Origin of the sequence: Mycobacterium sp. ACS4054 (assembly GCF_001667275.1) — a bacterium.
Taxonomy (GTDB): Bacteria; Actinomycetota; Actinomycetes; order Mycobacteriales; family Mycobacteriaceae; genus Mycobacterium.
Window position 1 is genome coordinate 69,514 of the sequence record NZ_LZHV01000017.1, and the last position, 25,033, is coordinate 94,546.

Sequence of the window (25,033 nt, forward strand, 5' to 3'; positions counted from 1 at the left end):
TTTTGCATGAGCGTGCAGGATGACAAGTCCACTGATCAGGCAAACGATCAGGACAAGGATCAAGACGACGAGCAAAAGCTGACCGAGAAGCCGGAGCCCGACGAAAGCGACAAAGAGAAGGCCGCCGAGATGATGGAGGCCTACAAGGAGAAGCCCACCATCGTGCTGCCCGGCACCGGGGGCAGCGTTTCGGGCACCGCGGTCAACGACTGGCTGGACGAGGACGGCAATCCCAAGCACGAGGTCCCCGAGGGCGCAGACTCCGGCGAGCAAAGCAAGTCCGACGACGATCGCGACGAGGAAGCTCTCAAAGAGCAGATCGAGAAGGACAAAGAGCTCAACGAGAAGCTCAAAGAGGCCGCGAAGGCGGAGAACAAGGGCGAAAAGGATTGACCTACTGGGTCGTTCCCAGCGCAGGCAGTTGGGGGATGCCGCGGATGCCCAAGTCTCCGCCGATCCCCTGAATGATCTGGTTGACCCGGTCCAGCCCGGGGATGGGCTCGTTGAGGCCGGGCACCGGCGGAATGGGCGGCACCTCCGGAATCCGCGGGATCGCGGGCGCGGCCGCCAGCGGCGGCGCCTGCTGCGGTTTGGCTGACGGGACGGAGGTCGACGGCGTCTCGGTGTTGGCCGGCGGGTTGGTATCCGTGACGGACGGCGGCGCCTCTTGCGTGGGCGGCGGCGGCTGAGCGGTCGCGGTGTTGGCCGGCGGTGCGGGAGCCGGGCTGCTGGTCACGCCGGGTGCCGGCGTCGTCGCCGATTTGTTCGCCGAGTGCAGGCCGATCGTGACCGCGGCACCCACCAGCAGCGCGGCCGCCGCGGCGGCGACGACCGCCGCCACCACGGGCAGCCGGAACAGGCGCCGCTTGCGCTTCTCGGGCTCACCCGACGGTTCGGCGGGAGGCGTCACCCGCGCTTCGGTCCCGGTCTGCGACCACGCCCGCGCCGGCATGGCGCTCGCGGCGGGCGCCGTCGCGGTCGCGGGCGCGGCGGGCGCCGACGCCGTGGCCGCGTTTTCGCCGGGGCCGTGCGCCGCCCGCAGCGCCGCGCCGGTGGCCGCCGTGAGCTGCGGGCGCGGCGTGGTGATCACCGGGACGCGGAAGTACTGCGACAGCGCGGTGGTGAGCGCGGGGATGTTCGCCCCGCCCCCGGCGGAGACGATCGCGACCAAATCTTGGATCCCGTTGCGCGCCAACGTGTTTTCCAGCACCGCGACGAACCTGTCGAGCGGTGTGCGGATCGCCTCGTCGAGGTCGGCGCGCGTCACCGTCACGTCGCCGGTGAGGCCGTCGCGCAGCGTGGTCGTCGTGCTCGACGACAACTCCTCCTTGGCGGCCCGGCAGGCGGTCCGCAGCCGGCTCAGCGAGCCGATCGCCACGGTGCCCGCCGGGTCGAAGCCCGCGGTGCTCGGCATGTTGGAGATGACGGCGCTCAGCAGCTCCTGGTCGATCAGGTCGCCGGAGAAGTCGTGCAGCCGCACGGTCGGGGCCAGCGCCTGGTAGTCGCCGTCGGCGGCCAGGAACGTGATGTTGGTGCCGCTGCCACCGAAGTCGCAGATCGCCACGGTGCCGCGAGCCGGCATGCCGGGGTTGGTGCGCACGGCGAACAGCGTGGCCGCGGCGTCGGGAATCAGCAGCAGGGGCCGCGCCCGGTTCGACCACTCGGTCACCGAGCTCAGCGCGGTGCCCACGGCGTCGACCGTCGGCGAGGCCCAGTGGGCGGGATAGGTCACCGCCACGCTGTCGGGCAGGGGCCGGCCGCCGGTCACGGCGTAGGCCACGGCGCGCATGGCGTCGGCGACCAGTTCCTCGCCGCGGTGCACCGAGCCGTCGGCCGCCACGATGCCGCGCGGGTCGGCGACCCGGTTCACGAAGCCCGTCATCACCAGTCCGGGCTGGTCCAGGCGCGGGTTCTCCGCGGGAATGCCGACCTCGGGCGCGCGCTCGGGGTACAGCGTCAGCACCGGTTTGCGGGTTACGGCCTGGTCCGCGGCGACCGCCGCGAGGTTGGTGGCCCCGATCGACAGGCCCAGCGCGGTCCCAGCTCCATCGGCCATATGTCTCAACCCCAACTCCAGCGACTGCGCACGGCTAGCCGTTATTGTGCCGCCGAAACCTGTACCGCGTCTCAGCGACACCTAGGTGCCCGCTGTGCGCCGGGTCAGCGGATGTTGCCCGCGCCGGCGATCAGCGGCAGGTCGAGCGGGGTGACCCAGCCGGGCCGCAGGTCGTTGACGGCCGGCACGGCATTCAACGCCCGCATCCCCGTCGCCAGGCAACCGGCGGTGGCCGCGTCGCGGCCCGAGCCGTCGGTGAACCGGAACGCGGTTTCCTGGAAGACGCTCGGCGTGCCCTCGATGTCCACCCGGTAGACGTCGTTGTCGTGGCCGCAGGGCCAGTCCGGTGCGGCGTCGAGGCCGATGCGGTTGACGTGCTCGAGCTGAATCCTGTTCTCGCCCTTGTAGATTCCGTTGATGGTGAAGCGGACGGCCGCGACGTGCCCGGGCTTGATGACGCCCTTGACAGTGTTGCGCTCGGTGGGCGTCACCCACTTGTCCCAGGTGGTGGTGATCTCGTCGAGCATGATGCCGGCCGCGTGGGCGATCATCGGGACGGTGGCGCCCCACGCGAAGATCAGCATGTTGGAGTCTTCCAGCAGCGGGGTGTACTCGGGCTCGCGGCCGATGCCCATCTCGACTTCGTAATCGCCTTCGTAGTTCGTGTAGTCCAGCAATTCCGACGCCCGCACCCGGCGCACCTCCGAGCACAGGCCCATCAGCGTCATGGGGAACAGGTCGTTGGCGAACCCGGGGTCGATGCCGGTGGTGAAGCACGACGACTCCCCCAGCTCGCAGGCCTCGGTGATGGGCGCGATCCAGTTCGGCGGGTTGAGGTGCATCGTCGGCCACACCCACGGCGTCATCGCGGTCGAGCACACGTCGATGCCGGCGCGCAGGAAGCGGGTGATGAGCGAGATGTTGTCCTTGGCGTGCATGGCGGTCGGGCCGTAGTGCACCAGCGCGTCGGGCTTCAGCGCGATCAGCGCGTCGACGTCGTCGGTGGCGATGACGCCTACCGGCTCTCCCAGCCCGCAGACGTCGCCGACGTCGCGCCCGACCTTGTCGGGGTTGCTGACGCCGACGCCCACCAACTCGAACAGCGGGTGCTTGACGATCTCGGCGATCACCATCTTGCCGACGAAGCCGGTGCCCCAAACCACCACACGCTTTGTGCCGTGTTCCGACATACTCACCTTCCCGTACCAGCCCCCGTGGGACTCACCCTAGACCGGCCCGACCTTCGACTAGCCGGAAAGCTTCCCTAGCACCGCATGTGATGACACGATGCAAATCATGACGAAGCATGTGCGAGCGCTCTCGGTCCTGTTCGCTGTCGGCGTCGCGGCGGCCCCCGGCGTGGCCCACGCGATCCCGCAGATGCCCCAGGCCCGCTACGAGGTGACCGGTACGGGCGTCGCGCAATTCATCTACTACCAAACCGACCAAGGCCAGCTGCACCAGGTGAACGCGCCGCTGCCCTGGTCGACGGAGTTCACCTCGTTCGGGGGCCAGGTGTTCGTGGTCAGCGCGCAGGGCGTCGGGCCCATCCGCTGCCGGATCCTGCTCGACGGCAACGTGGTCGCCGACGCGCAGTCGGCGGGCGGCCGGACCGTCTGCACGCACTAATCCGCAGGAGGTTTTGGGTGAGTCTGAAGACCGGCATCGCGACGCGAACCAACGGGGCGCCCCCGCCCGAAGTACCCCTCGCCGACATCCACCTCGATTCGCTCGACTTCTGGGGCCTCGACGACGACTTTCGCGACGGCGCCTTCGCCACCCTGCGGCGCGAGGCCCCGCTGTCGTTCTGGCCCGCGATCGAGATGGAGGGATTCGAGGCGGGCGAGGGCTATTGGTCGCTGACCAAGCACGACGACGTGCACTTCGCCAGCCGTCATCCGGAGATCTTCAGCAGCACGCCGAACATCACCGTCAACGACAACGCGCCCGAGATCGCCGAATACTTCGGTTCGATGATCGTGCTCGACGACCCGCGACACCAACGGCTGCGCTCGATCGTCAGCCGGGCGTTCACCCCGAAGGTGGTGGCGCGCATCGAGGCGTCGGTGCGCGAGCGGGCGCGCCGGCTGGTCTCGGCGCTGATCACCAACCACCCCAACGGGGAAGCCGATCTGGTCACCGAGCTCGCCGGGCCGCTGCCGCTGCAGATCATCTGCGACATGATGGGCATCCCCGAGGAGGACCATCAGCGAATCTTCCACTGGACCAACGTGATTCTCGGGTTCGGCGATCCCGACCTGACGACCGACTTCGACGAATTCCTCAAGATCTCGATGGACATCGGCGCGTACGCCTCCGCGCTCGCCGAGGATCGCCGGCTCAATCATCACGACGACCTCACCACCAGCCTGGTCGAAGCCGAGGTCGACGGCGAACGCCTGACGTCGGCCGAGATCGCGTCGTTCTTCATCCTTTTGGTGGTGGCCGGCAACGAGACCACCCGCAACGCGATCAGCCATGGCGTGCTGGCGCTGTCGCGGTACCCCGACGAGCGGGAGAAGTGGTGGGCCAACTTCGACCGGCTGGCGCCCACCGCGGTCGAGGAGATCGTGCGGTGGGCCTCGCCGGTGGTGTACATGCGGCGGACCCTGACCCGCGACTTCAAGCTGAGTGGCACCAAGCTGGCGGAACGCGACAAGGCCGTGCTGTGGTACAACTCGGCCAACCGCGACGAGTCGACGTTCGACAATCCCTGGCTGTTCGACGTGTCGCGTAGCCCCAACCCGCACTTCGGTTTTGGCGGCGGCGGCGCGCATTTCTGCCTGGGCGCCAACCTGGCCCGCCGCGAGATCCGGGTCGTCTTCGACGAACTGCGCCGCGAAATCCCGGACATCGTCGCGGTCGACGAGCCAGCGCGGCTGCTGTCGCAGTTCATCCACGGCATCAAGACCCTGCCGGTCGCCTGGACCCCGCCGCGAGGATGACCATTCCCGCGTTCCCTTCGGCCGACGTGCTGGCCGCCCGAGAGAAGCTGGTGCTCGATCATTTCCACGACGAGGTCCGCCAGGACTGGGACGACGTGCTGGCGACGTTCCCGCATCCGCGCTACGAGCTGATCCCGCAGATGATCGTGCACGACGGCGACGCCGCGGTGCGCGACTACTACACCTACACGCGGACCGCGTTTCCCGACCAGGACCACGAGATCATCGCGCTGCGGCACAGCGCCGACGCGGTGATCGTCGAGTTCTGGTTGATGGGCACCCATCGCGGATACCTGGGCAGGGTCCCGCCCACCGGCAGCCGGTTCCGGGTCCGCATGACGGCCTACTTCGTGTTCGACGAGTCCGAAACGCTTGTGTGCGAACGCATTTACTTCGACACGCTGACCATGATCAAACAGCTCCTGGGCGGGCTGGACATGAAGAAGCCGGCGAACTGGCTGCTGGCCGCGCGCTGCGCGCGCGGCTTCCTGTCGATGTCGTCGGAAAAGCCCGACCCGGCGCTCACGGGTGCCTAGACTCTGCGCATGCGTGGCCTTTGTGCGGTAGGCGGCCTGACCGTCGCCGCGATGCTGGCCGCCTCCGCGAGTGCCACGGCCGCCCCCACCACCTCGCACACGGTCAAATGGATCGACCTGCAGGTCGGCGACTGCGTGGCCGACCTACCGCCGATCGACCTCAGCCGGATCACGGTGACCGCCGTCGACTGCGGCACACCACATTTGGCCGAGGTGTATCTGCGTGGCCCCTTGGCCGTCGACAAGGCCGTCGCCATCGTCGCGAACAAGGACTGCAACGATGGATTCGCGCCATATACCGGCCGATCCGTCGACGGCAGCCCGTTCTCGATCACGTTCCTCATCGACTCGAACCAGGATCGGACGGGCGCCGACCCCACCCCGAGCACGGTCATCTGCCTGCTGCAGTCCGCCAACGGGCAACCGCTGACGGGTTCCGCACGCCGCTGATCAGCAGCCGAGCTGCGCCGCCAGGTCGTTGAAGTCGGACGCGTTGACGTCGAACTCGTCGGAATAGGCCACGTCGGCCTCGCCGTCGACCCCGAACTCCAGCGGACGCGCGACGAAGGCCGTCGCGAAACCCAGCCGGCCCGCCGCGCGGATGTCGTACTTGTGGCTGGCCACCATCATGATCTCGGCGGGCTCCAGGCCCAGGTAGGTCGCGGCCATCCGATAGATGGCCGGGTCGGGCTTGAACACCCCGGCCATCTCGGCGGCGAAGACCGCGTCCCACGGCAAGCCCGCCCGCTTGGAGATCTCGACGACGGCTGACACGTCGGCGTTGGACAGGGTGGCCAGCGTGTACCCCACTTTCAGGCGCGTGAGCCCGGGCACCACGTCCGGCCAGGGCTTGAGCCGTCGCCAGGCCTGCGTCAGTTCGTCTCTTTCGTCCTCCGTGAACGCGATGCCGCGCTCGTCCAGGACGGGGTCGAGCGCCCGCCGATACACCGAGTGCACCGACACCCACGCGCTTTGGCCGGCCCGCGCCTGCTCCAGCGTCGTGAAGTAGCCTGCGCGCCAACGCCTTACCACCTCGGGCCAGTCGGCATCCGGGCGCCGGCCGGCGCTGATCCGCCGCGCCTCGTCGCAGACGGTCGAATGAAAGTCCGTCGCGGTGCCCTGCACGTCGAACAACAAAGCTTTGACCACCCGCCAATCATGGCCCTCGCGCGGTTGACGGGAACCGTCCGCCCGGGCCCGGGCTACGAATACCGGGAGTGGATGCATGTCGGGACCTCGGCGCGGCAGGCGCCCGGATCCGGCCGTGTCGATGCCGGGCTGGCGCTAGGCTACCGATCGATGACCGGACCGCCGCCGCCCAGCAAGGACCTGGACGCACTGCTGCGCGAGGTCGCGCGCGGGGACCGCGACGCGTTCGCGACGGTTTACGACCTCACTAAGAGTCGGGTGTACGGCATGGTGATGCGGGTGCTGCGCGATTCCGGCTACAGCGAGGAGACCACCCAAGAGGTCTACTGCGAGGTGTGGCGAACCGCGCCGGACTACGACTCCGGCAGGGGCTCGGGCCTGTCCTGGCTGCTGACCATCGCGCACCGGCGGGCCGTCGACCGGGTGCGGGCCGAGGAAGCGTCCGGCAAGCGGGATGCCCGCTACGCCGCGGCGAGCGCCGACCCCGCCACCGACGTCGTCGCCGATTCCGCGATCGCCGGCGACGAGCGTCGCCGGGTGGTCGAATGCCTGGGCGCGTTGACCGACACCCAGCGGGAGTGTATCCAGTTGGCGTACTACGACGGACTGACCTACAGCCAGGTGTCGGACCGGCTGGCCGCGAACCTGTCGACGATCAAGTCGCGCATGCGCGACGCGCTCCGCGCCCTGCGTAACTGCCTGGAAGTGCCATGACGGAACCGAACGAATTCGAATTGCTCGAGCTTGCAACGCCGTACGCGTTGGATGCGGTCTCGGACGCGGAGCGCGCCGACATCGAGCGGCGGCTGGCGGCCGCCCCGCGGTCGGTGGCGTCGGCCTTCGAAAGCGAAGTCCGCGCCGTTCGCGAGACCATGGCGGCCATCTCGGCGACGACGGCCGTCGAACCGCCGGAGCACCTGCGGGCCGCCACGCTGGCGGCCCTGCCCGCACGCGACGGGCGCAAATTCGGTTGGCGCGCCGCCCTTTCGGCGGCGGCAGCCGCGGTGGTGGTCGGAGCCGTCGCGTTCGGCGTCGGGATAGCCATGCGCCCGCACCCGCCGTCGACCGTCGCCGAGCAGGTGTTTGCGGCCCCGGACGTGCGCACCGTTTCCGGCCCGCTCGGCAATGGCACTGCCACCGTGGTCTTTTCCCACGACCGCAATGCCGGCGTGCTGGTGATGAACAACGTCCCGCCGCCGAAACCCGGGACGGTCTACCAGATGTGGTTGCTCGGCGACAAGGGTCCGACATCGGCCGGCACCATGGGCACCGCGGCGGTGGCGCCGTCGACCACCGCGACGCTCACCAACCTGGGATCGTCGACCACCCTGGCGTTCACCGTCGAACCCGGCACCGGGTCGCCGCGGCCCACCGGAACCATACTGGCCGCGTTGCCCCTCAGCTGAGCCGCTGTCGAAATCCGTCCGCGACCCCGTCGTCTCCGAATCACTCCTGTCCGGTCGGAAAGGCGGCGCTATGGGCCGCCGCAGGAGAAGGAGTGCAAACGCGATGATCAACGTTCGGGGCAGGGCAATCGCGGCGGCGGGGCTCGCGACGATTGCGGTAGTGGGTTTTTCGGCGTGTTCGAACAACAAGCCGGCGGCTGGGCCGACGATGAGCGGCAGCACGGCCGTCAGCGTGGTGACGGCTCCGATGACGACGGTGGCCACCACCGATCCGGCGGCGGATCTGATCGGGGCCGGCTGCGGCGACTACGCCAAGCAGAACCCCAGCGGCCCGGGGTCGGTCGCGGGGATGGCTCAGGACCCCGTCGCCACCGCGGCGTCGAACAACCCGATGCTGACCACGCTGACGTCGGCGCTGTCCGGCAAGCTCAACCCGAACGTCAACCTGGTCGACACGCTGAACAGCGGCCAGTACACCGTCTTTGCGCCCACCAACGCCGCCTTCGACAAGCTCCCGGCGGGCACCATCGACAAACTCAAGACGGACTCGCAGTTGCTGAAGAGCATCCTGACCTATCACGTGGTGCAGGGTCAGGCGAGCCCGATGAAGGTCGACGGTGACCACACCACCCTGCAGGGCGCCAAGCTGACGGTCTCCGGTCAGGGGAACGACCTCAAAGTCAACGACGCCGGGTTGGTGTGCGGCGGGGTGCACACCGCCAACGCCACGGTGTACATGATCGACACGGTGCTGATGCCGCCGACCCAGTAAGGCCACCTGGATGGACAGCCCGGCTTCGGCCGGGCTGTTTTTCTTGCGGCGGCACCCATCCGCGGCGCGCTCGGCCGCGAATGCCTTTCATGCTCACCATCGCGCTGATCGGCTTCGTCGGGGGCCTCATCACCGGCGTATCGCCGTGCATCCTGCCGGTATTGCCGGTCATCTTCTTCGCCGGCGCGCAAGGCCGGGCCGATGACCGTGCCGCACAACCGGTTCCGGGCGGGGGCGTGAACGTCGCGACACGACCGCAGCGCGCATCGCGCAACGCGCGCCCCTACCTCGTCATCGGCGGGCTGGTGCTCAGCTTCACGTTGGTCACGTTGGCGGGCTCGACGCTGCTGTCGCTGCTGCACCTGCCGCAGGACGCCATCCGTTGGGTCGCCTTGGTCGCCCTGGTCGCCATTGGTTTCGGGTTGATCTTCCCGAGTGTCGAACGGCTGCTGGAGCGCCCGTTTGCGCGTATCCCGCAGAAGCAGTTCGGGTTTGGTGGCGGCGGGTTCGGTCTCGGCCTCGCGCTGGGCGTTTTGTATGTCCCGTGCGCCGGGCCGATCCTGGCCGCGATCGTGGTGGCCGGCGCCACGGCTCCCCTCGGCCCGCGCACCGTGGTGCTCACCGGCGCCTTCGCGCTCGGCGCCGCGCTGCCGCTGTTGTTCTTCGCGTTGGCGGGCCATCGGGTGGCCCAGCGGGTGGGGGCGTTCCGGCGGCGGCAGCGCGACATCCGCGTCGCGGCCGGGATCGTGATGATCGCGCTCGCGGTGGGACTGGTGTTCAACATCCCCGCGGTTCTGCAACGCACCCTTCCCGACTACACCAGCGGGCTGCAAGAAAAGTTGGCCGCCGACCCCGAGGTCCAGGAGAAGCTCTACCTCGGCGGCATCGTCAACGAGCAGAACGCTCAGCTGTCGAACTGCAGCGACGGCAACCGGGACCTCGAAAACTGCGGCCCGGCACCGGATCTCACCGGCATCACGGGGTGGCTGAACACGCCCGACAACCAACCGGTCACACTGGCGTCCCTGCGCGGCAAGGTGGTGCTGATCGATTTCTGGGCGTACTCGTGCATCAATTGTCAGCGCGCCATCCAGCACGTCGTCAGCTGGTACAACGCCTACCACGGCGACGGTTTCGAGGTCATCGGGATCCACACCCCGGAGTACGCGTTCGAACAGGTGCCCGGCAACGTCGCCAAGGGCGCCGCCGACCTGAGCATCACCTACCCGATCGCCTTGGACAACGGCTACTCCACGTGGACGAACTACCGCAACCGGTACTGGCCCGCGGAGTATCTGATCGACCCCACCGGCCAGGTGCGCCACATTAAATTCGGCGAGGGCGACTACAACGTCACCGAGGATCTGATCAGGCAGCTGATCGTCGCCGCGCATCCCGGCCTCGTGCTGCCACCGCCGACAGACACCAGCCGCTGGGCCCTGCCGGAGCGGACCACGCCCGAGACCTACCTCAGCGTCGGCAAGGTCGTCAACTATGGCGGCAACGGGGTATACGACGAGGGCACAACCACTTTCGACTACCCGCCCACCCTGGCCGCCGATCGCTTCGCGCTGAAAGGGCCGTGGTCGCTGGACTACCAGGGCGCCACCGCCGCAAGCAACCAGTCCAGCATCAAACTCAATTACCACGCCAGGAACGTCTACCTCGTCGTCGGCGGCACCGGGTCCCTCACCGTCACCCGCGGCGGACGATCCGTCGTGATCCCAATCAGCGGGCCGCCGACGTCGCACCAGATCGTCTCGGCCGATCACCCGCAGTCGGAGACGCTCGAGGTACGCCCCGACCAAGGGCTGCAGGTGTATTCGTTCACCTACGGCTAGAAACTTTTTGCCGCCACCCATCCGAAGATGTTCACGCTCCGAATCACTGCGCAAAGGTCGGACCAACCAAAGGAGTCAAACACGATGAACGCACACAGGACGGCAGCGAAGGGGTTCGCGGTAGCGGCGATGCTGGGTTTGGGTGTGGTGACCGCTCCCACCGCGGCGGCGGCCGATCTGGTGGGGCCGGGCTGCTCCGACTATGCGGCCGCCAACCCCAACGGCCCGGCGTCGGTGGAAGGAATGTCTCAGGTTCCGGTGGCGGTGGCGGCGTCCAACAACCCGGCGCTGACCACCCTGACGTCGGCGCTGTCGGGCAAGCTGAACCCGAACGTCAACCTGGTCGACACGTTGAACAACGGGCAGTACACGGTGTTCGCGCCGACCGACGCCGCGTTCGGCAAGCTGCCGGCGCAGACCATCGACCAGCTGAAGACTGATTCCAACCTGCTGACCAGCATCCTGACCTATCACGTGGTGCCGGGCCAGCTGAGCCCCGCGAAGGTCGCGGGCGCGCACAAGACCGTTCAGGGCGCGAACGTGAATGTGACCGGGCAGGGCAACGGCCTTCGGATCAACAACGCGGGTCTGGTCTGCGGTGGGGTGCCCACGGCCAACGCGACGGTGTACATGATCGACACGGTGCTGATGCCGCCGGCATGATCGGCCGGATTCAGGCGGTGGCGTCGACGGTCGGTTCTAGTTCGGTTGGGTGACGCTGGTCAGCGGCTGGAGCGTGTACGCCTCGGCGACCGAGTGCTGGGGCGCGTCCATGTTCCCCAGCACGAGGGCCAGGGGTGCCGCCAGACAAGCGCAGCAACGGCACAGTGTTTCCATTGGGCCACATCATCTTTCGCGTCGGTTGCGGACGTAGTTCCGCTTAGGCTGATTACCCCGCCCGCGGGCGGGCAAACGGCGCGGGGCGATTTCGGGTGATCGCCGCGAGTCACACCGGCCCCACCGGTCACCGCAAGAGAGGCAATGGGCGTTGTGCCCGCCTCACAGCGACAACTGGGCATGCAGCACGTTGTCGCTGTGAGGCGGGCAAACAGTCGATCATCCCCCAACCCGGGGCGGGAGTGACGGGTGTGGCGCTAGGCGATCACGTAGTCATCGAGCGGGAACGTCCGGCCCTCGTGGACGGCGTTCAGCGTCGACGTCGGCCGCAGCAGCGACGCCTCACCGCTGGGGCTGAAGTAGTACGAGCGCGACGTGGCGCAGTCGCCGGCGTAGAACACCGAGTTGTCGAGGCGCTTGGTCATCCGCTCGAGGAACCGTTCGTTGGCTTCCTCGGTCACCTCAAAGATCGTCGCGCCGCGGCGCTTGACCTCACCGAGCAGCCGCTCCATGTGCCGCATCTGGTACTCGATGGTGTGGAAGAAGGAGAGGCCGGAGAAGGCGAACGGGCTGGCCAGGCTCAGGTAGTTGGGGAAGTACGGCATGGACACGCCCTGATAGGCCTGGAACCGGGTGTCCCGCCACCACTTGCCCAGGTTGCGGCCCTTGCGGCCGACCACCTCGATGGCCGGGAAGTTCGCCTCCCAGAGGTCGAAGCCGGTCGCCAGGACCAGGGTGTCGATGACCCTCTTGCGCCCGTCGGCGGTGACGATGCCGTCCGCCTCGATCCGCTCGATGGAGGTGGTCTCCAGGTGCACGTTCGGCTTGTTGAAGGCGGGGTAGAACACGTTGGAGAAGGTCGGCCGCTTGCAGCCCATGTCATAGTCGGGGGTCAGCTTGGCCCGCAGTTCCTTGTCCCGGATCCACCGGAACCGGTTGATCTTGGCCAGGTCGGAGGCGGAAATGTTGCCCCGGCCCCGGGTCTCCCGGAAGTGCAGCGCCCCGACGACCATGATGATCTCGAGGATGACGTCGGTGACCCACCGCAGCGCGCGCTGGGCGGCCGGCACCCGCCCGAACAGTCGCCGCACGCCGGGCGAGAACCCGAAGTCGACCTTGGGCAGCACGTGGGTGGCTGTGCGCTGGTAGACGGTCAGCTCGCCGGCCTCTTTGGCGAGCTCCGGGATGACCTGCACGGCCGACGCCCCGGTCCCGATGACGGCGATTCGGCGGCCCCGGTAGCTGTACTCGTGGTCCCACGCGGTGGTGTGCACCACCTTGCCCGCGAAACTCGTGACGCCCGGGATGTCCGGCATGCGCGGCTGGGACAGGAAGCCCGTCGCGGTGATCAGCAAGCGGGTCGTCAGCGTTTGGCCGTCTGCCAGCGCCACCCGCCACACCGCGGCGTCCTCGTCCCACTGGGCGCCCTCGACGGTCGTGTTGAACCGCATGTGCCGGCGCACGTCGTACTTGTCGGAGACGTCCGCGGCGTACTGCTTGACCTCGCCGCCCGGGGCGAACAGCCGCGACCAGCCCGGATTGGGCTCGAACCAGTACGAGTAGGTGGTCGACGGGATGTCGACGGCGATGCCCGGGTAGTGGTTGACGTGCCAGGTGCCGCCCAGGTCATCCTCGCGTTCGAGGATGACGAAGTTGTCATACCCGAGGCGCTTGAGCTGGATCGCGGCGCCGATGCCGCCGAACCCCGCACCCACGATGACGGCGTCGAAACGGTCCGTGTTCACAAACATGCTCCGTGCTATTGCCCCGTGCTTACTTATCAAATACTGGGACTTACCTTACGCAACTCTAATAAATAGCCGGGTAAGGCGCATGCGGCTTTGTCAGCATGTGACCTTGCCGACACCATCGCGCGAACTTTGCCACGGTCCGAAGTGGCAGGCGCCCGGCGGTTATTGGCGTCCAAGATTCGCCGGCCCCGCCAAAGCGCCTGCCCCACAAGCCGAATCAGCAGCTAGCCGGCTGCGCTGGCTCCCTGCAGCCGACCCAGGAATTCGTGGCAGCGCCGGGCGCGCTCGGAGTCTTGCTCCATGACCTCGCTGAAGAAGGACGCGATGTCGTCCATGCCCGCGTTTTTCGCGTCGCGCACGTACTGGCCGTAGTCATGCCCGGCCTTCAGCGAGTGGTATTGCACCGAGACCAAGTCGAAGGCCACGTCGTCGAAACCCGTTTCCCCGGTAGCCATGTCGTCACCTTTCCGTAGCGGGATCGTGTGTCTCGCGGTTCGGCTACCCGTGGGATAGGGGGCCAAACGAGGGGCCGAAAACTATTCGTAAGATGCCGATCGGGCCGAGGCGCTTCAGAATGGATTCATTTGTTGCGTCGACACGCGGACCTCATCCGACGCTTGTCGCCGCGGCTCGGTATACAGGAAAAGACGGATATTGCACTCGTGACAGTTTGGGAGGCGTTCGTATGGTCATCAGTCGCGGCATGATCGCACGTCACTTCATCCGTTCCCTCACTCCCGCGCTGGTCGCCGCCTCGGGCCTCGGCGCGTCGGCCCTCGCGGGCTCGGTCATCCCGACCGCGGCCGCCCAATGTCCGGACGTTCAGGTGGTGTTCGCCCGCGGCACCGGCGAAGCGCCCGGCGTCGGCCCCACCGGGCAGGCCTTCGTCGACGCCCTGCACTCGCGCATGGGGTCCAAGTCGTTCGACGTCTACCCCGTCAACTACCCCGCCAGCGACCAGTGGGACACCGGCATCGACGGAGTCCGTGACGCCGGCGCCCACGTCGTGTCCATGGCGCACGACTGCCCGAACACGAAGATGGTGCTCGGCGGCTACTCGCAGGGCGCGGCCGTGATGGGCTTTGTCACCTCACCCTCGGTGCCCGACGGCATCGACCCCAACACCGTGCCCAAGCCCCTGGACCCGTCGGTCGCCCAGCACGTGTCCTCGGTCGTGCTGTTCGGCATGCCCAACGTGCGCGCCATGAACTTCCTCGGCGAGCCGCCGGTAACCATCGGACCCACCTTCGCCGACAAGACGATCAAGGTGTGCGCCACCGAAGACCCGGTCTGCTCCGACGGCATGAACTTCTCCGCGCACAACACCTACGCCGACGACAACGCCGTGATCGACAAGGGCGTCGCCTTCGCCTCCAGCCACCTCGACTTGAGTGGGCCGCCGGCCGCGCCGACGACGAGCCACGGCTTCGGCGGCTGAGCGGCGCTACCTGCCGTTTAGGAAGCCGACGATCCCCTGGGTGACGGCGGCCGCGTAGCGCGCCCGGCCGTCGGGGCTTTCCATCTGCGCGGCATCATCGGCGTTCTTCATGTTGCCGAGTTCGATAAGGATCGCCGGGTACTGGGCGAGGTTCAGCCCCGCCAGGTCGGCGCGCCCGTACAGGCCGCCGGACCCGATGTAGTTGGACGGCTGAAAACCGGCCTGCACCAAGGCATCCCGCATCGTGGTGGCGAGCTGGACGGCGGGGCCGGCCTGCACGTCGTTCAGGGGTGGGCTCGAATAGTTGACGTGGAATCCGCGGCCGGATGCGGGCCCGCCGTCGGCGTGGACGCTGACGATCGCGTCGGGGCGCATCGCGTTGGCCGCCGCGGCGCGCTGGTCGACGCAGGGGCCGACGGAGCTGTCGTTGCCGCGCGACAGTTGGGTGCGCACGCCCATCTGGTTCAGCGAGTCGTTGATCAGCCCGACGACGGCCCAGGTGAACGCGTGCTCGGGGTAGCCGTCGCCGGCCGCGGCACCCGAGGTCTGGCATTCCTTGGTGCCGCCGCGCCCGTTCGGCACCTGCTGGCCGATCGACGCGTCGTTGACCGCGTTGTGGCCGGGGTCCAGGAACACGGACGCACCCGACAGACCGGCTGAGGCCCGGGGTGCGATCGTCAGCGCCCCGGCGCCGAGCAGGACCGGCGCGGCGAATCTGAGCACGTCGCGACGGGAAACGGCCCCCAGCCGACCGGGCAGGTCAATCACCGCGCGATGGTAACAATCGCGGCTGCTCAGACATCGGTCAGCGCCCGCGCCGCGGCGCGGAACATGGTCTGCTTGATCGCGCCGAGCGTGCCGGGGTCCTTGCCGGCCAACGGGCGCAGCAGGTCGGTCTCGGCCGCGGCCACCTCGCCCTCGGGGGCGGTCGCGTCGACGATGCCGAATTCGGCGGCCTCCTGCCCGCCGAAGCGCCGGCCGGTCGTCATCGAGGCCACCGCCGCGCAGGGCGTGAGCTTGGCCTGGATCAGCGCGGCCATGCCGTCGGTGAACGGGATGCGGATGTCGACCTCGGGGAAGCAGAAGAATCCGCGGTCGGCGCGCATCACCCGCACGTCGTGCGCCATCGCGAGCATCGCGCCGGCGCCGAACGCGTGCCCGGTCACCGCGGCCGCGGTCGGCATGGGAAACGTCAGGACGCGCGCCAGCAGGGCCTGCACCCGCCCGACGTACGCCTGCGTCTGGTCGGCGTGCGCGCCCAGCCAGTCCAGGTCCAGCCCGTTGGTGTAGAACTTGTTGCCCCCGGTCGTGACCAGAGCCTGGGCGGCGCTTTGGATTTCGTCGAGCTGTTCGTTGATCGTGTCGAGAAACTCCGGGGAGAACCGGTTTTCGTCGTCGCCGAGGTTCAGGATCGCGATCTTGTCGTCCCAACCGAGTGTCGGTGTCATGCCTGGTCCCTTTCTCTGGTCCTGCGCCGGGGCTCCCCGACGTCGAGCACGGCTTTGACCGCGGCGCGCAGCCGCTCCCGCGCGCCCGGGTCGTTGATCCTGTTGCGGCGCAACAGGATCGCGGTCGGTAGGTCGACGATGCAGGTGGTAATGACGTCGACGGCCGCGGCGTCCTTGCGGTCCCACAACAGGCGGGCCAGGCGAATCATGGTCTGCACCAGCAGCCGGTCCAGGTCGCGCAACTGTGCCGCGATGTCGGCCGGTGTCTCCGGTCCCAGCAGCTCGTCGCGGCGCACCGTCAGCAGCAGTTGCGACGACTCGGGATGGGTTTTGGCGAACACCGCCGGCGCGTCGGCGGCCGCCACCACGGCGTCGACGCCGTCCCCGGTCGGCGCGGCGTCGATCAAAGCGGTTTGTGCGCTGAGGAATCGGTGCCCGGCCCGCAGCCAGGCGTGGCCGACCAGCCCCGCCCGCGAACCGAACGAGTGGTACAGCGCGCCGTTGGACACGCCGGTCGCGTCGCTGACGGCTCGTATCGTCACCGAGGCCGGGCCGGACCGCACCGCCAGCCGTTCGACGGCGTCCAGGATCTGATCCTGGTCGTGAACGCGGGGGCGGGGCATGCGAGCAGCATAACAGAGCGTCTGCTCTGTTACTAATGTGCGGCCCGTTCACGCGATCGCAGCGCTCTCTTAACGCGAACCCGTTTGACGGCGCGCGGGGACCGGGAACCCCGCACTCATGGGTAAGGTCACTCAGGTCAACGAAGAGGCGGTGTTGGCGGACATCGAGCGGCAACTGGTCGACGAGTTCCCCGAAGTGCCGGCGGAGGACGTCGACGCCCTCATCCGCGAGGAGCACGCCCGGTTCACGCATAGCCGGGTACGGGATTTCGTGCCGTTGTTCGTGGAGAAACACGCGCGCGAGCAACTCAGAGGGCGGTCCAACTAAAACCATTCCGGCGGGCCTGGCTTCGCCTACGCTGAGCGCATGGTCGGGCGCCGATGGATCTGGCTAATGATCGCCGCGACGGCGGCCGCCGCGCCTGGGACCGCCCACGCCGACGGCCAGAACTTTCAATCCCCGTCCGGAAACATCTACTGCGTCCTGGGCGGCTTCGGCGTCGCGTGCGACATCAGCGACTTCGATTACCAGCCCCCGCCGCCGCCGGAATGCGGCAAGCACCTCCCCTGGGGCAACCGCTTCGTGTTGAACCTGGGCGAGCCGGCCGCCATCCACTGCCATGGCGACACGCTGCGTGTCGCCGGCGAGCAGACGCTCGACTACGGCCAATCCTTATCTGAGGGCACGATCACGTGCGACAGCGAGCCGTCGGGCGTCAAGTGCACCGACAGCAGCACCGGGCATTACTTCCGCGTATCGCGGGATTCGTACGATCTCGGCTGACCGCGACCGTACAAAATAGTATGGTACGGTCCGGCCATGTCCGCGGTTGACGCTCGCCCCACCTACGGGATCACCGACGACTTCGTCGCCCGGCTGGCCGAGCGCGCCGAGGAGGCCGAGCGGCTGCGCCGGTTGCCCGCGGCGACGGTCGGCGAATTCCGCGAGACCGACCTGTTCCGGCTGCTGCTGCCGGCCCGGTTTGGCGGCCTTCAGGCGGCGTTTCCCGAACTGCTGCAACCGATTCAGCGCATGGCGCACGGCTGCGCGTCCAGCGCGTGGACGCTGGGCTTCTATGCCCTGCACAACTGGATGCTGTCGCTGTTCGACATCCGAGTGCAGGAAGAGGTGTTCGCCGCGGGGCCGGTGCTGGCGCCCGCTCCCCTGGCCCCCACCGGCCGCGGCGTCCCGGCCGACGGCGGCGTGCGCCTGACCGGCCGGTGGGCGTGGGCCACGGGTGCGATGGACGCGGACTGGGTGATGGTCGGGGCGCTCGTCGAGCGGCCGGACCGGATCGACCCGGCGCTGGTGGTGCTGCCCGCCGAGCAGGTCGAGGTGGCCGACACCTGGCACACCGCGGGCATGCGCGGAACCGGGTCGCACGACGTCATCGTCACCGACGTCCTCGTGCCGGAACACCGCATGGTCGCGGTGGCCGACATCTACGGCGGCACGGCGCCGGGTGCGACGGCGCACGACGTGCCGACGTATCGCTGGCCGATGGTGCCCGCGCTGGCGCTGGTGGCATCGATGCCGGTGCTCGGCGCCGCCGAGCGGGTCACCGAGCTGTTCGCCGAGCGGCTGGGCGGGCGCGTGCTGGCGTATAGCGGTGTGGCGCAAAAGGATCAGCCCGCCGCCCAGATCCGGCTGGCGAGTGCGCGGGTGCGGCTGCGGGCGTTACGGGCGCTGGTCGTCGAGACGGCCGGCGGCATCGACGCGCTGGTGAGCCGCGGCGAGCGGGTGAGCCGGTCGGTGCGGGCCGAGGCGCGGCTGGCCGCCGCTCACACGGTGCACGAGAGCAAGGCCGTCATCGCCGACCTGGTGGAGGCCTCCGGCGCCAGCGCGCAGTTCCTGTCGAACCCGTTGCAGCGCTTCAAGCGCGACGTGGACATCGCGGCCGGGCATGTGGTGTTCGACTACGACGTGAGCCGAGAGTTGGCCGGCGCGTTGGCCATTGGGGCGAAGATTTCGCCGATCGCGATGGTCTAGTCCTTGAGCATCAGCTCGAGGAGCCGTTCGCGCTGCGCGGCCTTCTGCGCCTGCTGGGCCGAGCCGGCCAGGTGCAGCAGCCCGATGCCGGCGGCGAAGGTCAACTCGGCGCGCAGCTTGGCGTCCTGCGGGTCGAAGCCGTAGTCGCTGTAGGCCTTGGTCACGGTCTTGAGCAGGCGCCGGTCGGCCGCGCGGACGTTGGCGGCGGCGGTCGGGTCGGTGCGGGCCCATTCGCGCATCGCGCGTTCCAGCGTCCAATGGCCCGGGCTGGTCAGCGCGGTCATCATGGCGGACAGGCGTTCTCGTGGGGGTAGCGCGTCGAGCTCGGCCAGCGATTGCCGGTCCTTTTCCAGGAACGTGTTCCACGAGTCGACCAGCGCGGCGCGGTAGCTGTCCATGTCGGCGAAGTGCCAGTAGAAGCTGCCGCGGGTGACCCCCGCCTGCTGGCACAGGCCTTCGATCTTCAGGGCGCGCACCCCCTGCTCGGCGAGCAGCGCGTAGCCCGCCTGCAGCCAGTCTTCGACCGTCAGGCGGGGGGGCTTCGCGGGGGCCATACCTGCAGGTTACGGGTGGGTGCGGCTCGTGCGCCCCTGCGCCCGGCGTCGGCCGCCGATTGCCCCATATGAATTCCTCCCGAACACGCGGCGAACCGCGGGGCGTTGAACACGCATGGGTGTAACGTCCGCATTTGCTAGCCGACAAATTCCTGTTAACTCTTGGCCTACTTGCCGGCAGGCCGAAGGATCAGGGGGTCCCGTGACCGAGGTATTCGAACGGTCGGCAAGGACGGACGACGACGAGGTCGTGGTGTCGTTCCATGACCAGGGCCTGCTGCTGGGCGGCGATCCCGCCGCCGTCGAGTCCTACCTGACGCGGCTGCGGGCGGTCGGCGGGCAGGGCATGCGGGTCGCCGGGATCGACGGCGCCTCGCTCGTCGCACGCCGGCTCGCCGGGCTGGCGTCGCTGCTGGCGGAATCCGCCACCTATGTGGAGTTGCACCGCGACGCCGTGGACGCGTTGAGAGATGGCAACCTGGTTCCCCTCACCGAGGGCGTATTCCGGATGACGACCGGCGCCGATCCCGGCCTTCAGTGGCAACCGGCGGTGCTCGGCGCCGAGGCGATGATGTCGGCGCAGATGCTCGCGGTGCAGGTGGCGCTGAAGTCCGCGGTCGCCCAGGTCGAAGACGCCGTCCGGCGGGTGGAGGACAAGGTCGAGGCGGTGCTCGAGGTCGCCCGGGCGCAGCGCGCCGGCGACGTCCTGGGCAACAACCTGACGATCTCGCGGATGGTCGACTCGTTGGAGAAGTACGGGTCGCTGCCCGATGCGTATTGGGATTCGGTGGCCGTGCTGGGTCCGGCGCTCAACGTCACGGTCGAGCAGCTGCGCAACCACGTCCGGCGCATCCTGGCGTCGTTCGATCACGAGCTGCCCGTGCAGCAGCGCGCCGGGAAGCTGCGAAACGCGTTCGAGGACAACCGGCTTGGCGATGCGCTGAGCCTACTGGTGGTCGCCGAGGAATCGCTGCACAAGTGGCAGCGGCTGAACCTCGCGCGGATCGAGTCGACGCAGCCGGAGCAGCTGCTCCGCGCGATCGACGAGGCCCGCGAGCTCGTTGACCATCATCTCCGCGAGGACATCGAGATCTACGAGAGCGCGAAGGAGATCCTCGACCGGTTCGCGACGACGGCGGCCATCGACGGCTTCCGGTTCAGGGCGGTGCGCGAGCTTTGTCGGCAGCGCGGCGCGCTGCGCGACGAGTTCGACCGCTTCGCGGAGGCGCGGCGGCACCAGGTCGAGGCGTGGGAGGACTTCCACATTCCGAGCGTGTTCGACGCCGCCGTCGCCGCCCTTGGAGCCGTCGGTGGTGTTACAGGCCAGGCGCTTGTCGGCGTGGGCCGCGGGATCGTCTGGTTGGGCGCGCATGTGGTCGAGCCGTTCCGGGGCAAGGCGAACCAGCCGGCGTGATCGATTTGGGTCTGGCGGGCAAGCGTGCCGTGGTGTCGGGCGCGGGCTACATCCCCGAGCGCGCGGGCCACGGGTGGTTCACGTCGCTGGCGCTGGCCGAGGCTGGCGCCTCGGTGGCCTGCATCGACATCGACGAGCAGCGCGCGGAGCAGGTCGCGGGCGAGATCGTCGGCCGCGGTGGTCATGCCGTCCCGATCGTCGCCGACATGACCGACCCCGAGCAGGTCGGTCGGGCGATCGACGATGTCGAGGCGGCGCTGGGAGGGGTCGACGTGTGCGTCGACATTATCGGCGGTGCGACCTGGTCGAAGGTCGAGGACTTCACGCCCCAATTGTGGGACGCGGCAATCCATTACAACCTCAATCAGGTGTTCTATCTCTTCCAGGCGGTGTCGAGGTACATGATCGCCCAGGGCAGCGGTGGATCGCTGGTGGCGATCGCCTCGGTCGATGGCATCGCCTCGGCGACCTACCATGCCGCCTACGGCGCCGCCAAGGCCGGCGTCATCTCGCTGGTGAAGACCTTCGCGGATGAGTTGGGGCGGTACGGGATTCGCGCCAATGCCGTCGCACCGGGCAATGTGGGCTCGGGCAACGAGGACCAGCCGCCTGGTGAGTATGCCGTCAACGGCATCAATCCGCTGGCGGCGCCGCGCGCGCATGACATCGTCAACGCTGCCTTGTTCCTCTCATCGGAGCTGGCCGCCCGCATCACCGGCCAGACGCTTGTGGTGGACGGCGGTGCGACCATTCGACAGTTGTGGGGGTTGGGCGAGTCGATGATCCCGGCCGATCCTGAGGAGGCGCTGCCGGACTTCATGCGGCCCGGGCCGTCGGGCTAGCGCTGGTGGATCAGTGGTAGGCCCGGCACCGAGCTTCTGCCCTTGAGCACGTACGGGGCCGTGATCGAGCCGATGTAGATGTCGCGCATGTCGTTGCCGCCCCAGGCGATGCTCGTCGGGCCGTTTAGCAGTGCACCGTCGGGGTCTTCGATCACGGTTGTCGTCGTGCCGTCCGGGCTGATCGCGACGATCTTGTTGGCCAGAACGAGTGTGACCCAGAGGTTTCCCTCGGCGTCGAACGCGCATCCGTCAGCCATCCCCCATCGGCGGCTTCTTTCTGGGTCGGCCATTAGGCGCTCCGCGTCAGGGCCGTATTCGTCGGGTCGCCGGCCGCCCAGCGGCGGGCCGAATCGCTCTTGGGCGCCGAGGGCTTCGCCATCGATCGGGAACCGCGCGATGTCGGCGGTCAGCGTGCGGACCACGTACAGATAGCCCTCGTCGCGATCCAGCGCCATGCAGTTGGGGAAGTTCACTTTGTCCGCCACCACTTGCGCCGATCGGCGATCCGGTGCGACGCGAAAGATGAACCCGTCGGCGGTGCCGCGCGCGATGGTACCCATGAGGTCATCCGCTGCAGTGCTCACCGAACACCAAAGCGCGCCAACGGAATCCACCAGACCGAAGTTCAACCACCGCAGCGGGCGTCCGTCGAGCTGTCCACTTACTATCTCCGTGATGGCGCCGGTCGCCGGGTCGAGGTCCTGCAGCACACCCAAGCCCCAATTGGCGATCACAAAGTGGCCGTTGCTGTCGAGCGCGACCCCGTTCGGCTCGCCGCCCGCCTGCCCGATGCGGCGGACGGTGTTCTCATCAACGAGTTCTGCGACGGCTGAGGCCTTGTCGGATGCGAACACCCTGTCGTCAGCGGCCACCATGATGTGTTCCGGGCGCTCCACGCCGCGACCAATGGGGTGCAAACCGGTCACCCCGATGGTCGTCTCGGCTGGCTTGCTCATCGTTTCCCCTTGTGGACCAATAACCGCCGGGCGTCAGGTTAGCCGATGTGGCCCGGCGTAGGACGATGTGGATTCGCGTGGGCGTTTCAACGCGTTCGACGCGCGGGAGTCCGCGGGACACGCGGACGGTGCAGACTCGGATAGCCGATCAGTGTCGTCTCTGAGGACTGCGGGCCGGCATTCGGTCGGCTACAAGGACGATATCTATCGAACAACGCCGATCGTTGCAGTACAGGTCGGACGATAGTCCGCCTCGTAAGGGACACGAGGGCAGATGCAACTCGGATGCTGGGCGCCGCTGGCATTCCCAACTAGCCTGAGACGGGTGCTGGCCATTCCGACCCTCAAGTTCAGCTATGGCAATCTGCTGCTCGCGCGCCTTCGCGAGCTTGGCTCGGCCAGTATCGACGAGCTCCTCGGTGACGATCCAGCGCAACTCTTCAAGTCCCACGGTCCGTTCGAGAACCCGGACAGGCGAGCTCGTGATTGTCTGCGGTATGCACGGATGCTCGATCTGGTGGCGGAGGACGAGCGCGGGTGGACTCTCACCGCCTCGGGTATCACCTACGCCGAAAATGTCGATCCAAACAATCCCTGGACTGTCAGTGAGATCCAGAAGGACGTCCTTCGCGACCGGCTCTCTAGCGGTAAGGCTGGGCTCGCTGAAGACGTTCGGATCGCTCTTCAGGTCGTTCGTGACGCGCCCCCCAGCTTCTCTAACGACGATTTGGGGCGCGCACTGGAAGCCCACGCGAACACGGGCCAGTGGCGAGCGGACCGGACCTTCGAGTCGCAGGGCGCTCGGTACCGAGAACTCCTGATAGAGAGTGGGCTCATCGACAGAAGCGGTGAACTTACGGAGCAAGGGACCACGTTCCTCGGTCGGCAGGTTTCGGTCTGGTGGGTGAACCAAGGCGCCACCTACGCGAAGGAGCGCGATGGTGGTTTCCTGTGGGCGCCGATGCTAAACAAGGCGGGCCGACCGCAACATCACTGGGAAACCATGGATGAGATTCGCGAGGGCGATGTTGTCCTGCATTACAGCAGCGGCTCGTTGCGAGCCGTAAGTCATGTAAGTGCGGCTGCGAGACCGGCGCCGAATCCGCTCGGCGGCGAAGCCTGGAGGGAGGACGGAAGGCTGGTCGAGACGCACTATCAGGAGCTGAATGAGCCTGTCGCCGTTGCTGCTATCGATGAGGGCTCCCGTATCCGGCAGGGCGCACCGTTCACGGTCTCCGGATCAGTCCAGCAGGGCTATCTCTTTCGCCTAGCGGGAGACTTCGTGAACGAACTAGCCCTACGGTTCCCTGAGCTTGCGGCGCACCTACCGTCGGTCCCACGGCGTGTGCCACTGCCGAAACCGACGGCGCCGGCGCCGTCCGAACTGTATCTTGACTTTTCCGTAGCGGTCTCGGCATCTGGTCTCCGCTTCCCAGCCGGCTCGAACCTTATTAGATCGTTCTTGAGCAGTCTGCTTGCTAAACCCTTCGCGATCCTTACCGGGCTCGCCGGTTCGGGCAAGACTCAGCTCGCAATGAGGCTCGGTGAGTGGTTCGGCACAGATGGACACGGACGTCCTCGCCACGTCGTCGTACCGGTGCGGCCTGACTGGACGGGTCCGGAATCCATATTTGGCTACGAGGATGCGCTACGTACGTCCCCGTCCGGGGCGCCAGTGTGGTTTGTCCCGGAAGCGTTCGAATTTGTTCTTCGCGCGGCCGACGACCCCGAGCACCCGTACTTGTTGATCCTGGACGAGATGAACTTGGCCCACGTCGAGCGCTACTTCTCCGACTTTCTCTCTGGGGTCGAATCGCGCCGTCCGGTCTTACCGGATCTGGCCTTCGATGAACCATCTCGTCAGTGGATCCTGCGCGACGTAGAAGCGCAGAGGCTGCCTTTGCCGCGGAACCTTTTCGTCGTCGGTACGGTCAACGTGGACGAGACGACCTACATGTTCTCGCCGAAGGTGCTCGATAGGGCCTTCACCTTTGAGTTTCGGGTGACTTCCGATGAACTCGACGCCGACCTTCAGCGGCCCATTGCTGCGCTGGCGGGAGAAGACCAGCAAGTGCGCGCTTTCGCGTCGCTGGCGGAGAGCGACGATTGGCAGCGAGAGCATCCTCATCCCGCTCGCGATGAGATTGTGTCGAGGCTTCGACAGGCGCACGCGATCTTGGCTGGCGCCAACCAAGAATTCGGGCACAGAACGCTCTACGAGATCCTGCGGTTCTGCGCGTATTTCGCAGCGACGGGCGAACCCGATGTTGATACCGCGCTCGACCTCGCGATGATGCAGAAGGTCCTACCTAAGGTGCACGGGTCGCGTCGGCGAGTCGAGCCCGTTCTTACTGCGCTGGATGCGTTGGCCATGGGGGCTGGCCCGGGCCCGCGACTACCCATCACGCACCACAAGATTGGCCGGATGATCGAGTCCGTTCGCGCGAATCAGTTCGTCAGCTTCGCTGAGTAGCC

At 67.8% G+C, this 25,033-nt stretch carries 28 protein-coding genes; 17 read left to right on the top strand and 11 right to left on the bottom strand.

Annotation, left to right across the window (positions count from 1 at the left end; genetic code table 11):
- The first annotated feature begins 6 nt into the window (after positions 1-6).
- Positions 7-393 (top strand): hypothetical protein, encoded by a 387-nt coding sequence (locus A5730_RS03500; protein ID WP_067895685.1) that lies wholly within the window; start codon positions 7-9, stop codon positions 391-393.
- Between the two features lies 1 nt (position 394).
- Here the strand turns inward: A5730_RS03500 and A5730_RS03505 are convergent, their stop codons facing one another.
- Positions 395-2,056 (bottom strand): Hsp70 family protein, encoded by a 1,662-nt coding sequence (locus tag A5730_RS03505; RefSeq protein WP_067895688.1) that lies wholly within the window; start codon positions 2,054-2,056, stop codon positions 395-397.
- Positions 2,057-2,160: 104 nt separating this feature from the next.
- Positions 2,161-3,246 carry a dihydrodipicolinate reductase gene (locus A5730_RS03510; protein ID WP_067895691.1) on the bottom strand — a complete coding sequence of 362 codons (1,086 nt, stop codon included), beginning with the start codon at positions 3,244-3,246 and terminating at the stop codon, positions 2,161-2,163.
- Between the two features lie 106 nt (positions 3,247-3,352).
- Here A5730_RS03510 and A5730_RS03515 point away from each other — a divergent pair, with 106 nt between their 5' ends.
- Genes A5730_RS03515 through A5730_RS03530 form a run of 4 tightly spaced genes read left to right on the top strand, consistent with a single transcriptional unit; the run spans position 3,353 to position 5,987 of the window.
- Positions 3,353-3,685, top strand: coding sequence for an MmpS family transport accessory protein (locus A5730_RS03515; protein WP_197506131.1), 333 nt, complete (start codon positions 3,353-3,355; stop codon positions 3,683-3,685).
- A gap of 17 nt (positions 3,686-3,702) precedes the next feature.
- On the top strand, positions 3,703-5,001 hold the full coding sequence (locus A5730_RS03520; protein WP_067895696.1) for a cytochrome P450: 1,299 nt from the start codon (positions 3,703-3,705) through the stop codon (positions 4,999-5,001).
- Positions 4,998-5,537 carry an ester cyclase gene (locus A5730_RS03525; RefSeq protein ID WP_067895699.1) on the top strand — a complete coding sequence of 180 codons (540 nt, stop codon included), beginning with the start codon at positions 4,998-5,000 and terminating at the stop codon, positions 5,535-5,537. The genes A5730_RS03520 and A5730_RS03525 overlap by 4 nt, the downstream gene beginning before the upstream one ends.
- 51 nt (positions 5,538-5,588) lie before the next feature.
- Positions 5,589-5,987: a hypothetical protein gene (locus A5730_RS03530; protein WP_369829854.1), complete on the top strand. Its 399-nt coding sequence runs from the start codon at positions 5,589-5,591 to the stop codon at positions 5,985-5,987.
- Here A5730_RS03530 and A5730_RS03535 read toward each other — a convergent pair whose 3' ends face one another.
- Positions 5,988-6,686, bottom strand: a complete 699-nt coding sequence (locus tag A5730_RS03535) for a haloacid dehalogenase type II (RefSeq protein WP_067895704.1) — start codon at positions 6,684-6,686, stop codon at positions 5,988-5,990.
- A 150-nt stretch (positions 6,687-6,836) separates the two neighbouring features.
- Between A5730_RS03535 and A5730_RS03540 the strand changes: the two genes are divergently transcribed.
- The 5 genes from A5730_RS03540 (at position 6,837) to A5730_RS03560 (ending at position 11,368) form a co-directional block, all read left to right on the top strand.
- A complete protein-coding gene (locus tag A5730_RS03540; RefSeq protein WP_067895966.1) occupies positions 6,837-7,400 on the top strand; it encodes a sigma-70 family RNA polymerase sigma factor in 564 nt (187 codons plus the stop codon).
- Positions 7,397-8,092, top strand: a complete 696-nt coding sequence (locus A5730_RS03545) for an anti-sigma factor domain-containing protein (protein ID WP_067895707.1) — start codon at positions 7,397-7,399, stop codon at positions 8,090-8,092. Before A5730_RS03540 ends, A5730_RS03545 begins: the two co-directional genes overlap by 4 nt.
- A 103-nt stretch (positions 8,093-8,195) precedes the next feature.
- Entirely contained in the window at positions 8,196-8,864 is a 669-nt protein-coding gene (locus A5730_RS03550) for a fasciclin domain-containing protein (RefSeq protein ID WP_067895711.1), read from the top strand.
- Positions 8,865-8,953: 89 nt separating this feature from the next.
- On the top strand, positions 8,954-10,705 hold the full coding sequence (locus A5730_RS03555) for a cytochrome c biogenesis protein DipZ (RefSeq protein WP_067895969.1): 1,752 nt from the start codon (positions 8,954-8,956) through the stop codon (positions 10,703-10,705).
- Positions 10,706-10,789: 84 nt separating this feature from the next.
- A complete protein-coding gene (locus A5730_RS03560) occupies positions 10,790-11,368 on the top strand; it encodes a fasciclin domain-containing protein (RefSeq protein WP_067895714.1) in 579 nt (192 codons plus the stop codon).
- Positions 11,369-11,404: 36 nt separating this feature from the next.
- On the opposite strand, the gene A5730_RS24595 is transcribed toward A5730_RS03560, so the two are convergent.
- The 3 genes from A5730_RS24595 to A5730_RS03570 all read right to left on the bottom strand — a co-directional run bounded on the left by A5730_RS24595 (position 11,405) and on the right by A5730_RS03570 (position 13,748).
- Positions 11,405-11,542: a hypothetical protein gene (locus A5730_RS24595; protein WP_156745670.1), complete on the bottom strand. Its 138-nt coding sequence runs from the start codon at positions 11,540-11,542 to the stop codon at positions 11,405-11,407.
- 257 nt (positions 11,543-11,799) lie between these two features.
- Complete coding sequence (locus tag A5730_RS03565; RefSeq protein WP_067895972.1) at positions 11,800-13,287, bottom strand: NAD(P)/FAD-dependent oxidoreductase; 1,488 nt, start codon at positions 13,285-13,287, stop codon at positions 11,800-11,802.
- Positions 13,288-13,517: 230 nt separating this feature from the next.
- Positions 13,518-13,748, bottom strand: a complete 231-nt coding sequence (locus A5730_RS03570; RefSeq protein ID WP_067895717.1) for an acyl carrier protein — start codon at positions 13,746-13,748, stop codon at positions 13,518-13,520.
- 230 nt (positions 13,749-13,978) lie between these two features.
- On the opposite strand from A5730_RS03570, the gene A5730_RS03575 reads away from it, so the two are divergent.
- Positions 13,979-14,731: a cutinase family protein gene (locus A5730_RS03575; RefSeq protein WP_067895720.1), complete on the top strand. Its 753-nt coding sequence runs from the start codon at positions 13,979-13,981 to the stop codon at positions 14,729-14,731.
- Between the two features lie 6 nt (positions 14,732-14,737).
- On the opposite strand, the gene A5730_RS03580 is transcribed toward A5730_RS03575, so the two are convergent.
- Genes A5730_RS03580 through A5730_RS03590 form a run of 3 tightly spaced genes read right to left on the bottom strand, consistent with a single transcriptional unit; the run spans position 14,738 to position 16,802 of the window.
- Complete coding sequence (locus tag A5730_RS03580) at positions 14,738-15,499, bottom strand: Rv3717 family N-acetylmuramoyl-L-alanine amidase (protein WP_067895723.1); 762 nt, start codon at positions 15,497-15,499, stop codon at positions 14,738-14,740.
- 26 nt (positions 15,500-15,525) lie between these two features.
- On the bottom strand, positions 15,526-16,179 hold the full coding sequence (locus tag A5730_RS03585) for an enoyl-CoA hydratase-related protein (protein ID WP_067895727.1): 654 nt from the start codon (positions 16,177-16,179) through the stop codon (positions 15,526-15,528).
- Positions 16,176-16,802: a TetR/AcrR family transcriptional regulator gene (locus A5730_RS03590; RefSeq protein ID WP_067895730.1), complete on the bottom strand. Its 627-nt coding sequence runs from the start codon at positions 16,800-16,802 to the stop codon at positions 16,176-16,178. The genes A5730_RS03585 and A5730_RS03590 overlap by 4 nt, the downstream gene beginning before the upstream one ends.
- Positions 16,803-16,920: 118 nt before the next feature.
- Between A5730_RS03590 and A5730_RS03595 the strand changes: the two genes are divergently transcribed.
- From A5730_RS03595 to A5730_RS03605, 3 genes are all read left to right on the top strand, one after another.
- Positions 16,921-17,130, top strand: coding sequence for a three-helix bundle dimerization domain-containing protein (locus A5730_RS03595; protein ID WP_067895733.1), 210 nt, complete (start codon positions 16,921-16,923; stop codon positions 17,128-17,130).
- A gap of 66 nt (positions 17,131-17,196) precedes the next feature.
- Positions 17,197-17,586: a DUF6636 domain-containing protein gene (locus A5730_RS03600; protein WP_156745671.1), complete on the top strand. Its 390-nt coding sequence runs from the start codon at positions 17,197-17,199 to the stop codon at positions 17,584-17,586.
- 36 nt (positions 17,587-17,622) lie between these two features.
- Positions 17,623-18,792, top strand: coding sequence for an acyl-CoA dehydrogenase (locus A5730_RS03605; protein WP_067895738.1), 1,170 nt, complete (start codon positions 17,623-17,625; stop codon positions 18,790-18,792).
- Here the strand turns inward: A5730_RS03605 and A5730_RS03610 are convergent.
- A complete protein-coding gene (locus tag A5730_RS03610) occupies positions 18,789-19,346 on the bottom strand; it encodes a TetR/AcrR family transcriptional regulator (protein ID WP_067895741.1) in 558 nt (185 codons plus the stop codon). The two genes, A5730_RS03605 and A5730_RS03610, sit on opposite strands and share 4 nt — an antisense overlap.
- A gap of 202 nt (positions 19,347-19,548) precedes the next feature.
- Here A5730_RS03610 and A5730_RS03615 point away from each other — a divergent pair, with 202 nt between their 5' ends.
- Together A5730_RS03615 and A5730_RS03620 are read left to right on the top strand one after the other, a co-directional pair.
- Entirely contained in the window at positions 19,549-20,760 is a 1,212-nt protein-coding gene (locus A5730_RS03615) for a hypothetical protein (protein ID WP_067895744.1), read from the top strand.
- Positions 20,757-21,602 carry an SDR family NAD(P)-dependent oxidoreductase gene (locus A5730_RS03620; RefSeq protein WP_067895747.1) on the top strand — a complete coding sequence of 282 codons (846 nt, stop codon included), beginning with the start codon at positions 20,757-20,759 and terminating at the stop codon, positions 21,600-21,602. The genes A5730_RS03615 and A5730_RS03620 overlap by 4 nt, the downstream gene beginning before the upstream one ends.
- Here the strand turns inward: A5730_RS03620 and A5730_RS03625 are convergent.
- Positions 21,599-22,558 carry an SMP-30/gluconolactonase/LRE family protein gene (locus A5730_RS03625; protein WP_067895750.1) on the bottom strand — a complete coding sequence of 320 codons (960 nt, stop codon included), beginning with the start codon at positions 22,556-22,558 and terminating at the stop codon, positions 21,599-21,601. The genes A5730_RS03620 and A5730_RS03625 overlap by 4 nt on opposite strands.
- Positions 22,559-22,883: 325 nt before the next feature.
- Here A5730_RS03625 and A5730_RS03630 point away from each other — a divergent pair, with 325 nt between their 5' ends.
- A complete protein-coding gene (locus A5730_RS03630) occupies positions 22,884-25,031 on the top strand; it encodes an McrB family protein (RefSeq protein ID WP_067895753.1) in 2,148 nt (715 codons plus the stop codon).
- Positions 25,032-25,033: the final 2 nt, after the last annotated feature.